The sequence below is a fragment of the Flavobacterium sp. genome, from assembly GCF_027490375.1.
Classification (GTDB): Bacteria; Bacteroidota; Bacteroidia; order Flavobacteriales; family Flavobacteriaceae; genus Flavobacterium.
In genome coordinates, this window is the sequence record NZ_JAIXYH010000091.1 from 1 (window position 1) to 13,198 (window position 13,198).

Consider the following 13,198-nt stretch of genomic DNA (forward strand, 5'->3'; position numbering starts at 1 on the left):
TTTAAGATCGAAATAATCTGTTCCTCTGAAAATTTTGATGTCTTCATACTGTTTTTCTTTTAAAAGGTTAATTTAACTCTATTTTTAACCTGTTCAAAAAAACCAGCCACTTACCGACAATCTTTTCTATGAGCTAATATTTCTAAGGCATTAAAAATTTCATTTTTATTCCAACTACTTAACTCCAATTCTTTAGATAATAATTGTGACCAATCTTCAGAATTAGCTCCTTTCGCTTGAATTAATATGGCTGGTGCTGATTTTTTTACGCATTCTTCAACAGCGTAAGCCAAGCCAAGCGTTTTTCCTGTTCCTGGCTTACCCAAAATTAAACTAGTTGAGATCTGGGTTAAATCATTTTCAATCTTTAAATACTCATTAATAATTTCATCATTGAGTTCTCTTAGCCGAATTTTTATTTTTTGGTATAATGGTTTCTGTAAATCTGTAGGATTCATATTTTCAAGCAAATCAATTGCTTCATAAATAGTATCTGCAATTGAAAGCTCATCATCATCATTGATACATAAGTTGATTTCAATACCATCTACTAATTTTGTTTCTATTTCTGATGCACTATTAATTAAGTCTTCAAAAAAAACATTAATTATTTTAAGCTTACTAATGAATTCATTGGAATTTGATGTAATCTTTATAAACTTTTCAGAAATGAACAACCAATTATTTATCTTTTTTTTAAGCTCAATTATATTAGAAATTATTTTTTTTCTAAACGGTAAACTATAAAGTTGTTTGTCAATTATTTTTTGAATATCTCCTTTTGTGTGTAAGTTACCCACATATCTTTCTTTTAGCCAATAATTAGTTTTTTGTAAGTCAAATTTATCTTTTAAAAAACTAGAATGAATTACTTCTTTTTCAAACCAATATTTATTTACTCCTTCGTTTTCGGTAAATTGCAATTCGTTTAAAATAGTTTGCTCAAACCACCAAGTAATTTTTATATTGTTAAATGATTCATTTATTTCTTTTTCAAAATTTTTAATTCTAACATCTTCGCTATTTTTTGTTGGCTTATTTCCTCTTCCAATTTTAACAGAACTAACTTTATGAGGAATACAAATAATATATTCAATAATATTTGGTCTTATCTTTAATGCTGTCGTTATAGAATTTTTTATTTGTTTTATTTCATTACTATCTAATGCCTGTCTAAACCATTTTGATTGTATGGCAATGAAATTTCCATTTGATAGTTTACAATAAGCTTCTATTCCGCCATCTCCACCAGCACCATTTATTACTTTGAACTCATCAATTGAATTTGTATATTCTCTATAAAGGTATCTTTCAAATAATTGATTACATAATATTTCAAATGAGTTTTGATAACTGCCACCATAAGTAGTGAATGAATCCCACATGTTTTTTATTAAATCGATTAATTGAATTTTAAGTTCTAAATTTAAAAAAAAGCCTAAGTATGTTTACAGTATTTATATTAATTGTAAAATGCTTTTTCCATCAATTCTTTTTCGCTTCTGGAAATTCCAATTTCATTTACCATTGTTTTCCAATTGGTTGTAACTCTCAAGACTTGCTGGATAATTTCCTCCATTTGATTCTTGTTTAAACGAAAATATTCACCTACACTTTTTGCTAACTCAAAATCAAGAGCATTGTTATCGGTGTCGATGTTTAAGGCCAGGCCGTCTTTGTCTATGGAAGGATTGAGGTCATAAGCCGGCGATAAAATCCAACCTTCTTTGGTTAAAATAAAAGCATGATTACGTAGATGATCATCGGTGTTGGAAATGGCTATGTTGAAAATAATTCTTCGCCATAGTTGGTGCAGATTGGCTTCTATGTTTGTGCCGTGATTGCTTATAAACTCGGCGATTTCTAAATAACTTGCCTGATTGTCACGGATGGTCTCTTCGTTGTTTCCAGTCATTGTCATTGCTGAAGCCAAATGTATTCTCTCTCCATTCACTCTATCAAAACGTTTGGTAAAAAATGTGTGGTGGTTCCCAATGATTCTGTCTATTCGACATGGTGCCATTTCAATTCCTGCTCTTGTAGCCAATTGATAGGCTAAAAATTCCCAAGCTGCTTTATCAATGGTGTCTGTTTTGGATGGAAATTTGGCAATCCAAATGCTTTTATCAGCATCCAAAACATTGGCTTTGGGTCTTGCTCCACCTAAGGAAGAACCTGGTGCTATGAGTACTCCCAACCATTTGTTGACTTCTTCATTTTCATTGTCATTTTCAAAAATGTGTGCAGCATTTTGCAATTCTCGAATAGATGACCAAGGAGGTGTTGAGGCTGTTTTATTATTGTCTAAAAAGTCCCCATCAGGATCAATTTTGAATCGCAACGCTCCCATTCTACTTTCGTCATAAACCCCTAAAAGAAAATCAATATCGTGTAGTGTTGGTACTTTCTCCTTATTTTCTTTTGCCCATTGTGCGGCTCTTCGCTTCATTAATGTTCGTCCCCAGGTATCGGGCATACTGTCGAGGAAAATTCCAAAATTTTCTTTTTGATTTGGATATTGCGGACCCCCATACAATTGTATGTCGGGATCAATCAAGAATTTTTGGTCTGATTTGAGCCAATCTTTGTCGTACTCAAAACTGAATGCTTTTTTGCCTTTGGCTTGGTGGGCTGATAGGATTCCAATCCGTTTTGGCTCTGGCATACCTTTCCAATGGGCGTAGACGAATATGTCGATTTTATGGTTGGCCATTTTTGGTTTCGTTAGTTTGATCTCGATACTTTTTTCTTTCCGCTTCGCTTCACAGAAGTCACTTTAACCGCTTTTGTGTCTTACTTAAGAAGTTCTAAATCTTGTAATTTTCTACCCAATTCATCGTCTGCAGCTAGTTTCAGAAAATCATCTTGTAACCCTAATACTCTAAGCACATTAAAGTAAGCTCCTATTGCTACACTTGGATTTCCTTTTTCAATTAGGTATAAAGTAGTTCTTACAATATCTGCTCTTTCAGCCACTTGCACTGTAGTTAATTTTCTTCTTTTTCTGGCTAACTTTATATTTTCTCCCATCTGTTCTAACAGCATTATATGCTTGGGAAATAGTGTTTGTTTCTTTCTGCTCATTTTAAAAATGTTCATTACTATGTACAAAATTAGTTTTTTTGTTCATAATAACAAACATTTTATGTTTTGTTTTTTCTTTACAATTACCATTTATTACATCCACTACAGCTCCTTTATCGTTTTATCAACTTTAATTGGGACAACTATTTCATATTGCGAAATGCAGCCTAAACAATTAAAACTTATAGTTGCTGTGTAAGGTTAATCCTAATTGTTTAGATGCCGAAGGTTAGTTCTTGATTTCAGCATCGATATATGATTTCAGATAATACAATTCGATTTGATTTTCCTCCTCCCCTTCCCATTGCTCGATTTCAATAAACGTAATAGCATTGGCAAATGCTTTTTCTCCGATTAGATGTTCGATAAGGACATTAACTGCTTCGCAAAGTTGTGATAGTATAATCAATTGTTGTTCCTTTTCTTGTATTTGCCTCATCAACGTCAATTAATTCAATACCATCTGTGGCATTGGCAAATGCACATACTTCTTCTGTGATTTCTTTAATTTTTTTTGGAATACTGACTTTGAATTCGGCATAGTATCCTACACTGGAGGCTATTATTGATTTTATTTCGGTTGGGTAAAGTATATTATCTTATTAACTTTTATCAAATGTGAGATAAAAACCATTCTCTGTTATGCCAAGATATTTGTAAATACATTCGAGTTTTATTGGAATTTTTGGTTCTGTTTCATTTACCAGCTGTTTAACGTATTCAAGAGTCATTTTTTTAAATTAAAGGTTTTTATTTTCTATCAGTAAACCATTTTCCGAAAAAGTAAATGTTCGTTCGTCAAAAATTGATTTCATTATCAGCCATACTTTGTCAACTAAGCTATATTCCAGCTTTTTGCTTTCGTCCCTTTGGGTCAATTTACCCGTTATCGTTATTTCGTCCAACTCTACGCTTTCGCTTATGCCCCGTCTATAAAGTCTACTTCCCGAAAGTTTGTAAGTTTTTGTGATTTCAACTTGCATCTTGTTTTGTTTGGCTATATCCAAACGAAAATCGGTAACATAGTCGTAGAAAGCAACACGGTTTTTATCTTTTTGCTCGAGGTAGTAATTAAAGAGATCGAATTCATCTTGTACGTCAAGGAATCGATTATTACCTATGGCAATTTGTAAAATTTTCGGTCCCGTAACCAGGATATTCATATTGATCTGCAAAATTCCAAATTCAAATTCCTTTGGTGTTTCATCCTGGTCTTTTTCATCCCATTCCCTTAGGATAACGATACCAATGTTTTTAAATTTGGCGTAGTCCTGACCGTCTTTTGTAAAGCCGCTCCTTGACACAATAATTCCTTTACTGATATCTGCATCTTCCATTATTGCAGCTAGTTTCATCACTACATCTTTATCTACTTTCTGTTTCCAGAATTTACATTCAATGGCGGTCTCAAAGTTGTGAATTCCGTCGGAATGTGAAGTCAAAACATCAATTTGGTGGCTTACCCCAGACTTACCAACTAGTACACAATTTTTACCATACCCTTTAATTGTAACACCGGATTGACGACCGAGCGTTTCGTATATGTATTTAGTAATTGATTCGTAAATTTTCCAATCTAAGTCTTTATTTCCGGACATATCAATTCATTTAAAGAGAACATTCCTATTTAACCCAAAGTTAAATAACAATTTGATAATGTGTAAAATAAAAAATGGTACTGAGGTTTCAATTCATCATTAAATAATGACTGGGCTGGATTGAGTTTTTTAAAGAAGCCTTTATGACTAATAACCTCTTTAATATTGAATTTGGATTAAACCAAATTATTGAAGAAAAAAAAATAGATAGAGTTTCCATGTGCTTTTGTGGAAGTGGTAAGAAGTATAGAAAATGTCATAAGAAAAGCTATGATGTTCTATCTAAATTAAGTTTGGATAACATTAATCTTTTTCTTCATGCCTTACGAGAAACTAACGAGTATAAAATTGCTGTTTATCAAAGAAACCAGTTACTAATCAAGTAAATCTATCATATCTAACTTTGCTTTAGATAAAGTTTTGTAACTTCAAATGTAGGCTTCCCCTAATTTGAACTGTTTCTAACGCTTCTTAAATAAAATTTATAGTCGGTAATGAAAGCATGATTTATTTTAGAAATCTCAATATCTGAAATGTTATATTTCCATTCCAAAAATTCAATTGTATGCTTCAAAGAAGTAGTATAACGCTCTAATGTTCCGGGTGCATATTTTTTACCGACTAATTCTTTAATCTTATTATTATGGTCTTGAAGTATGGGAACAAGCATTCGTTGTTTTTCTTCAGAACCAAAAAGCAGTTCTTTAAAATTTTCAATATTCAATTCCTGATTTTTATGAATTAGCTCCATTTGAATATCCAATACTTTAGATTTAAGCAAATCAAGATAACTATTAATTGAACGAGCTTCCTCTGTAGTTCCTTTCATTTTGCACGCTTCAGACAACCATCGACTTGGCTCAATGAATTTTTTTGTACTGAATTCTGTTCTAATGCCGTTTACAGTAAGACGGACATAAATCGGAAATTGCCCTTTGGCATTAACCTTTGTAAATTTTGCATAGAAATGCAGGTTTACTTTTGCTTTCATTTTACTGACTGATTAATTATTTATCAATTTAAATTCCTAATCCAAGCCAAACAAGATGTTTACTGAATGAACAAGCTATAGTTTTTCAATCGTAATCCCTGTGTTTGCAAGGGTTAAGGGATTTTAGCGAGACCCTAGATTTCTAGTTTCTTCTAGGGTCTCGATTTAGTCCCTTTATGGATAAGATTCGATGAATAATTTGGAAAGTTTGTTAAAGCAAAAAACCCCGAAAATCATAGGATTTTCGAGGTTTTGACACCATTTAGGATTTTTTTCAGCGGAGAAAGAGGGATTAACTTCGTTGATCCCAAAAGGGGAGAACCTGCAGCAAAAACCCATGACCTGAACTCGATTAAAAATCTTTGTCAGATCGCGGTTTAACAATATATTTTGGGATTTAGACCTGCACAAAATCTGTGTAAATGGCGGTCGCTAAACATTTAAACGGTCGCTTACTTCGTTGCATTTATTTGCGATACTACAGTATCCCAAATAAAGTGCGCCTCGTATTCAACCATTTAAATATTTTCTGACTTTAATTTTTAAATCGATTTCAGGTCAAAAGTTTTGCAAACTTTTGTTTTTTTATGCTCATTGTCAGCTTGCAAATGAAATTTGCGCTGCCAAATCGCATAAAAAAACCCAAAATCTTTCGATTTTGGGTTTCCGCTGCGGAGAAAGAGGGATTAACTTCGTTGATCCCAAAAGGGGAGAACCTGCAGCAAAAACCCAAAAGTTTTGCAAACTTTTGTTTTTTTATGCGCTTTGCTTGCTTTCAAACAAAGTTTGAGCAACCAAATCGCATAAAAAAACCCAAAATCTTTCGATTTTGGGTTTCCGCTGCGGAGAAAGAGGGATTCGAACCCCCGGACCTGTTACAGTCAACAGTTTTCAAGACTGCCGCAATCGACCACTCTGCCATTTCTCCAATAAAAGCGCATCATTTTCGTAATGCGAGTGCAAATATAGACAAAAAATCGATTTTCAAAACCTTCTCGCTAAAATAAATGTCCTTGCTGTTGACACTTTTTTTACTTTTAATGATAAGTTTCTTTCTGTCAATATTTTAGTGCATTTTCAGTTTTTGAAATTTTCAGATCGATTAGTCTATTCTCGTTTCTCACTTATAAAAGACTAAATCGAATACCTAATCTATTTAACTACTCTTTACAATTACAAGAAATTCAAACCAATTCCATCCACAGAGTTCCAATCGCTTTTTTTAGCTTTGTAGCAACACAACTACCATGTATAAATCAGTCATTCGTAGCATTCTTTTCCAGTTTGATGCCGAGCGCGTGCACCATTTTTCGTTCAAAGCCATTAAGTTTTTTCATGCCATTCCCGGCGTTTCCAACCTCATCCGAAGCACCTTCGTAGTTTCCGATCCACGTTTAGCACGCAATGTTGCCGGACTCCGATTTCCAAACCCCGTGGGTCTCGCCGCGGGTTTCGATAAAGACGCCAAACTTTTTAACGAATTAGGCAATTTCGGATTCGGATTTATCGAAATAGGAACCGTAACGCCTAAACCGCAAGACGGAAATCCAAAACCGCGACTCTTTCGCCTTAAAGAAGATCAAGCCATTATCAATCGCATGGGTTTTAACAACGGCGGACTCGATATAGTAACCCAACGTTTAGCAAAACACAAATCGGTACTCATCGGCGGAAACATCGGTAAAAATAAAGTCACACCCAATGCCGATGCCGTATCCGATTACCTCCTTTGCTTTAGAAAACTCTTCCCGGTAGTCGATTATTTTGTCGTAAACGTAAGCTCGCCCAACACGCCAAACCTACGCGAACTGCAAGAAAAACAGCCTTTAACCGATTTATTGGCAACGCTCCAAGACGAAAACAGAGCGCACGCAAACCCGAAACCCATTTTCCTTAAAATTGCTCCCGATTTAACCGACGAGCAGTTACAAGACATCATCGACATTGTGCAGCAAACGCAAATTGCCGGCGTCATTGCAACCAATACAACGATTGCTCGCGACGGACTAAAAAGCGAAAATCGCACCGAAGTAGGCGGATTGTCCGGAAAACCGCTCAGCAAACGATCAACCGAAGTGATACGTTTTTTACACACCAAAAGTAAGGGTGCATTTCCAATCATTGCCGTTGGCGGTATTCACTCGGCACAAGACGCCCTAGAAAAACTCGATGCGGGCGCCAGTTTACTGCAATTGTATACCGGTTTCATTTACGAAGGCCCAGCGCTCATCAAAGAAATCAATCGCGCTATCTTAAATCGAATTCCCAACTAAAACGATTTCGTGAGTTCGTAACGATTGTTATCTTTGACCCCGATGAAGCCAGTAAAAATCATTGAATGTCCGCGCGATGCCATGCAAGGCATCAAAGACTTTATTCCTACACAAAAAAAAGTCGATTACATCCAAGCGCTCTTGCGCGTTGGGTTCGATACGATCGATTTCGGAAGTTTCGTCTCGCCGAAAGCCATTCCGCAAATGCAAGACACGGCCGAGGTTTTATCTAAGCTCGATTTATCGCAAACGTCCTCGAAATTACTGGCTATCATTGCCAATACCAAAGGAGCCATCGACGCCAGTTCACATCCCGAAATTAACTATCTGGGTTTCCCGTTTTCGATTTCCGAGAACTTTCAGATGCGCAACACGCACAAAACCATAGCCGAATCGCTGGTAACTTTGCAGGAAATTTGTGAGATAGCCGACACGCATAAAAAATCGGTTGTGGCGTACTTGTCTATGGGGTTTGGAAATCCGTACGGCGACCCATATAGCGTGGAAATAGTAGGGGAGTGGACCGAAAAATTGGCGCAAATGGGCATTAAAATCATTTCACTTTCGGATACCATTGGCAGTTCAACGCCCGAAATTATTACGTATTTGTTTGGCAAGCTCATCCCGATGTATCCAAACATAGAATTCGGCGCCCATTTGCACACCACGTTCGATAAATGGTTTGAAAAGGTAGATGCTGCGTATAAAGCAGGTTGTTTGCGTTTCGACGGCGCCATTCAAGGCTTCGGCGGTTGTCCGATGGCCAAAGACGAACTCACGGGTAACATGCCCACCGAGAAATTGCTGTCGTATTTCACCGCACAAAAAGCCGATTCACAGCTCCACGCCATTAACTTCGAAAGCGCCTACAACGAAGCCACAAAGATTTTCACGCAATATCACTAGTTAACGTGAGTTCGCTGTAAAAATTAAAGTTAGAAAACATTTAAACTCCTTAATTCAAGCGTTCTAACAAAGATTTTTATATCGAATTCACGTTAAATATTTTTTGGCACATCCTGCCGCAAAAAATTAGTGGAAATACCGCAGCGGCAGGTCGGGCATTTCACTGCAAGGCGCACTTTTGCTCAGCGTTTCAGCCTGCCTTTTTCTGGGCTTCCGCTGGTCGCATGCAAAAAATGCGGCTTCAATCGCTGTTCAAAAGCACGGCTTTCCGTTGCATTCCCTTGTGCGAAAATACGTCTCTGAAAAAGAATTCCTTGGTAACGATCGCCGCGGCCGTGATTGCAGTGGAAATAGCGCCGAAGTGGCGGTGTGTGCGGGCGTTTTTGGCACAGCGACCAACGGAAGCTGAGCGAAACACTGCCCAAACCACCGCAACAAAGCGGTATTGCAACGAAAAGCGCGAAATGCCGCCCAAATAATGCTACAACTGATTGAAAAGGCAAGCTATTTAGGTTTCAGAAACTCGCAGATTTGAACTATATTTGCACGCAATTATCACACAACTATAATTGCCATGCTTCCAAATTCTTCAAAAATCATCGCCGAAGGTCTAACGTACGATGATGTGCTTCTGGTTCCGAATTTTTCGGAGGTTTTACCAAGAGAAGTCAGTATTAAATCACATTTTTCGCGAAATATTCCCTTAAACGTTCCCGTTGTTTCCGCAGCGATGGATACCGTTACCGAAAGTGCTATGGCTATTGCGATTGCACGTGAAGGCGGTATTGGCGTGCTACACAAAAACATGACTGCCGAAGCGCAAGCCGCCGAAGTACGCAAAGTAAAACGCGCCGAATCGGGCATGATTATCGATCCGGTTACCTTACCCGAAAACTCGACCGTGGCCGATGCAAAAGCTGCAATGCGCGAATTCGGAATCGGCGGTATTCCAATTGTCGACGAAAACAAAAAGTTGAAAGGTATTGTTACCAATCGCGATTTGCGGTTTGAAAAAGATAACGGCCGACCCATATCTGAAGTAATGACTTCTCAAGGATTGATTACCGTAGCCGAAGGCACCTCTTTGCAAGAAGCCGAAGTGGTGTTACAAGGAAACAAAATTGAAAAATTACCTGTTGTAAACGCAGATAATACGCTCGTCGGACTCATTACTTTCCGCGATATTACCAAGCTAACACAGAAACCGATAGCCAACAAAGACAATTTTGGCAGACTCCGCGTAGCAGCGGCTTTGGGCGTAACGGCAGATGCGGTTCAACGTGCAGCGGCTCTGGTAGCAGCTGGCGTCGACGCGGTTGTTATCGATACGGCGCACGGACACACCAAAGGCGTTGTTGAAATTCTGAAAGCCGTAAAAGCTGCATTTCCAAGTTTGGATGTTGTGGTAGGAAATATTGCCACAGCCGAAGCAGCCAAATATTTAATTGAGCACGGCGCCGACGGTATAAAAGTGGGTATTGGTCCGGGTTCAATTTGTACTACACGTGTGGTTGCCGGCGTTGGTTATCCACAATTTTCGGCGGTTTTAGAAGTTTCTGCTGCCGCTGCAGGAAGTGGTGTTCCCGTTATTGCCGATGGTGGAATTCGTTATACTGGCGACATTCCGAAAGCTATTGCAGCCGGAGCGTCTTGTGTGATGTTGGGTTCGCTTTTGGCCGGAACTAAAGAATCGCCGGGCGAAACCATCATTTTCGAAGGACGAAAGTTCAAGTCGTACCGCGGTATGGGATCGGTAGAAGCCATGCAAGAAGGATCAAAAGATCGGTATTTCCAAGATGTTGAAGACGACATTAAAAAACTGGTTCCGGAAGGAATTGTGGGTCGCGTTCCGTACAAAGGCGAGTTAAACGAATCCATGCAGCAATTTGTGGGCGGTTTGCGCGCCGGAATGGGTTATTGTGGTGCAAAAGACATTGAAACGCTGCAAAAAACGGGTCGTTTTGTACGCATTACCTCAAGCGGAATTACCGAAAGCCATCCGCATAACGTAACGATTACGAAAGAAGCACCGAATTACTCGCGATAAGATTCAATCATATCGATTAGCTTACGACGGTTTCCGACGATCCATAAAATGTCGTTTTTCTCCAAAATCATATCCGATTCTGGGTTAAACGTGCGGTTGCCGCGGCGTTCGATACCAACTATGATGCCCGAAGTTTCTTCTCGGATCTTCGAATCGCGTATCGATTTACCGATAAACGTTTCGTTTTTAAGTACAAACTGATTTAGGGAAATATCCGGATCGGCTATGGTCGATGCTGGATGTACTTCGTGATCTTCCAGGAATTTAGAGAACCGCTGAATTTGTTCGTCTGTTCCGATGATGAAAATTTCGTCGGCAGGAAACAGTTTTTCGTTTTTGTCGGGTGTTGGAATTACGAAATCCGCACGTTTGATGTAAGCGATATTCACGCCGAAAAGTTCGCGTAACTTCAATATTTCGAGCGTTTTACCAGAAATATCGGAAGCCGGATCTATTTCGAAACTGGTCATGTGTCCGTCCCACGGAGTTAAGTCGCTTCGGCTGCGGTTTCGCATGTAAATCTCTCGTTCATTTAAGTTGTGAATAAAATGACGTTCGATTTTAGCGTATTGCGATTTAAGTTTTCTGGGAAAAAGTAGATACAAACTAATGAAAACACCCAATAAAATGATGGCAAACAGCGTGCTAAAGAAATGGTCGATTAGAAAACCGACAAGTAAAACGCACAACATAAACCGGAACAATACCATCATGACAATCGGACCGCGATAACGTTTGTTGTTTAGTAGGTTTTGTACCTGAATTTCTGAGGTTTTGTGCCAGCCCAAGGCGTAGATAAAAGGAGCTATGGCGAATAACGTACCCAATGCAACGACAAATCGAAGGCTGCTGTTGTCTTTTGCAAAGGGCAAGATAAATTTCTCGGAAAGTAAAACGATAGCAACAATGATACTGGCATGCAACGCGATGTGTAAAAAGTACTTTCGCAATAAAATGTGCCAATCGTTTTGTGCCCGAATCGATTGTGCGTTTGCGCTGTAACGCTCGATATTTTTAATCCATTTTCGAGGCAAAATACGTTCGGCAAATAAGGCAACGCGATCTCCCGATTTAATAAGGTAAGGAGTAGTAAAAGTTGTTACAGCCGAAACGGCAACTATAATCGGGTAGAGGAATTCGCTTGTAACGCCAAGCGAGGCACCGAGTGTTGCAATAATAAACGAGAATTCTCCGATTTGTGAAAAGCTCACGCCGCTTTGAACGGATTGTTTCAGTGGCATTCCCGAAAGCAGCGAGCCGGCAGTAGCAAGAATGCTTTGACCGAATATAGTTACTAAGGTAAGTATCAGGACAGGTATTGCGTAGTGTTGCAACGTAACCGGATCGATAAGCATACCAACGGAAACAAAGAAAACTGCTCCGAAAAGATCTTTAACGGGTTTAAGCAAATGTTCGATTTGCTCGGCTTTGGTGGTTTCTGCAATAATAGAACCCATAACAAAAGCACCCAAGGCTGGCGAAAAACCTACGTTTGCCGCTAAAATTACCATGACTAAGCAAAGTGCAATGGCAATGATTAACAGCATTTCTTCGGTAATTAATTTGCCGGCATAGCGCAACAGCGAGGGTATAAAGAAGATGCCGGTAATGAACCAAAGTGTTAAGAAAAAAACCAGTTTTACAATAACTGTAACGAGCGCAATTCCAGAAATCGATTGGGTTACGGCTATGGTGCTGAGCAGTACTAAAATGATGATGGCCAAAATATCTTGGACAATCAGCGAACCCAAGACGTTTACTGCGAAGCGTCGGGTTTTAACGCCCAATTCCTCGAATGTTTTCAAAATGATTGTGGTCGATGAAACGGCAAGCATGGCTGCTAGAAAAATGCTGTCCATGGTTTTCCAGCCAAGCGCCGTTCCGCAGAGATAGCCTAAAACGAGCATACCGCCAATTTGCGTGCCCGCTGTTACCGAAGCCGTTCCGCCAACTTTAAGAAGTTTTTTGAAACTAAACTCCAAACCAAGACTGAACAAGAGAAAGATGATCCCGATTTCAGCCCAAACTTTCACGCTTTTGATGTCGGTTACCGTTGGAAAGTAATCGAATTTTGACCCAGCTAGGAAGCCGGCAATTAAATAACCGAGAACTAAAGGTTGTTTTAAACGTTTGAAAATGAGTGCTGCAACTCCCGCGGAACAGAGAATGAGTCCGAGGTCGTAGATCAACGGATCGAGATGAAACGTAGAAGAAGCTAATGCAAGCATAGTTACAGTTTGTTGTCGGAAGTTACGATTTTTTTACAACGTTTTTCGGCAACGATTGCCCGGGTTAGCGA

General features: G+C 38.7%; 11 protein-coding genes and 1 tRNA gene. 4 read left to right on the forward strand and 8 right to left on the reverse strand.

Annotated features, from left to right (window positions below; translation table 11 throughout):
- Nucleotides 1–110: 110 nt before the first annotated feature.
- The 5 genes from Q0064_RS13715 to Q0064_RS13735 all read right to left on the reverse strand — a co-directional run bounded on the left by Q0064_RS13715 (nucleotide 111) and on the right by Q0064_RS13735 (nucleotide 4,682).
- The gene (locus Q0064_RS13715) at nucleotides 111–1,385 is read right to left on the reverse strand and encodes a hypothetical protein (RefSeq protein ID WP_298148775.1); all 1,275 of its coding nucleotides are present in this window, start codon (nucleotides 1,383–1,385) and stop codon (nucleotides 111–113) included.
- A 77-nt stretch (nucleotides 1,386–1,462) separates the two neighbouring features.
- Nucleotides 1,463–2,713 carry a type II toxin-antitoxin system HipA family toxin gene (locus Q0064_RS13720; RefSeq protein WP_298148776.1) on the reverse strand — a complete coding sequence of 417 codons (1,251 nt, stop codon included), beginning with the start codon at nucleotides 2,711–2,713 and terminating at the stop codon, nucleotides 1,463–1,465.
- A gap of 80 nt (nucleotides 2,714–2,793) precedes the next feature.
- Nucleotides 2,794–3,084, reverse strand: a complete 291-nt coding sequence (locus Q0064_RS13725; protein WP_298148777.1) for a transcriptional regulator — start codon at nucleotides 3,082–3,084, stop codon at nucleotides 2,794–2,796.
- A gap of 229 nt (nucleotides 3,085–3,313) precedes the next feature.
- Entirely contained in the window at nucleotides 3,314–3,523 is a 210-nt protein-coding gene (locus Q0064_RS13730; protein WP_298148778.1) for a hypothetical protein, read from the reverse strand.
- A 301-nt stretch (nucleotides 3,524–3,824) separates the two neighbouring features.
- Nucleotides 3,825–4,682, reverse strand: a complete 858-nt coding sequence (locus Q0064_RS13735; RefSeq protein ID WP_298148779.1) for a restriction endonuclease — start codon at nucleotides 4,680–4,682, stop codon at nucleotides 3,825–3,827.
- Between the two features lie 143 nt (nucleotides 4,683–4,825).
- Here Q0064_RS13735 and Q0064_RS13740 point away from each other — a divergent pair, with 143 nt between their 5' ends.
- Nucleotides 4,826–5,068 carry an SEC-C metal-binding domain-containing protein gene (locus Q0064_RS13740; RefSeq protein ID WP_298148780.1) on the forward strand — a complete coding sequence of 81 codons (243 nt, stop codon included), beginning with the start codon at nucleotides 4,826–4,828 and terminating at the stop codon, nucleotides 5,066–5,068.
- A 59-nt stretch (nucleotides 5,069–5,127) separates the two neighbouring features.
- Here the strand turns inward: Q0064_RS13740 and Q0064_RS13745 are convergent, their stop codons facing one another.
- Nucleotides 5,128–5,673, reverse strand: a complete 546-nt coding sequence (locus tag Q0064_RS13745; RefSeq protein ID WP_298148781.1) for a phage integrase SAM-like domain-containing protein — start codon at nucleotides 5,671–5,673, stop codon at nucleotides 5,128–5,130.
- A gap of 843 nt (nucleotides 5,674–6,516) precedes the next feature.
- Nucleotides 6,517–6,601: transfer RNA gene (locus Q0064_RS13750), tRNA-Ser, on the reverse strand.
- Nucleotides 6,602–6,920: 319 nt separating this feature from the next.
- On the opposite strand from Q0064_RS13750, the gene Q0064_RS13755 reads away from it, so the two are divergent.
- From Q0064_RS13755 to guaB, 3 genes are all read left to right on the forward strand, one after another.
- Nucleotides 6,921–7,946 (forward strand): quinone-dependent dihydroorotate dehydrogenase, encoded by a 1,026-nt coding sequence (locus tag Q0064_RS13755; RefSeq protein ID WP_298148782.1) that lies wholly within the window; start codon nucleotides 6,921–6,923, stop codon nucleotides 7,944–7,946.
- A gap of 42 nt (nucleotides 7,947–7,988) precedes the next feature.
- Nucleotides 7,989–8,852, forward strand: coding sequence for a hydroxymethylglutaryl-CoA lyase (locus tag Q0064_RS13760; protein ID WP_298148783.1), 864 nt, complete (start codon nucleotides 7,989–7,991; stop codon nucleotides 8,850–8,852).
- A gap of 574 nt (nucleotides 8,853–9,426) precedes the next feature.
- Entirely contained in the window at nucleotides 9,427–10,899 is a 1,473-nt protein-coding gene (gene guaB, locus Q0064_RS13765) for an IMP dehydrogenase (RefSeq protein ID WP_094485569.1), read from the forward strand.
- Here guaB and Q0064_RS13770 read toward each other — a convergent pair.
- On the reverse strand, nucleotides 10,887–13,127 hold the full coding sequence (locus Q0064_RS13770) for a cation:proton antiporter (protein ID WP_298148784.1): 2,241 nt from the start codon (nucleotides 13,125–13,127) through the stop codon (nucleotides 10,887–10,889). The genes guaB and Q0064_RS13770 overlap by 13 nt on opposite strands.
- Nucleotides 13,128–13,198 lie beyond the last annotated feature (71 nt).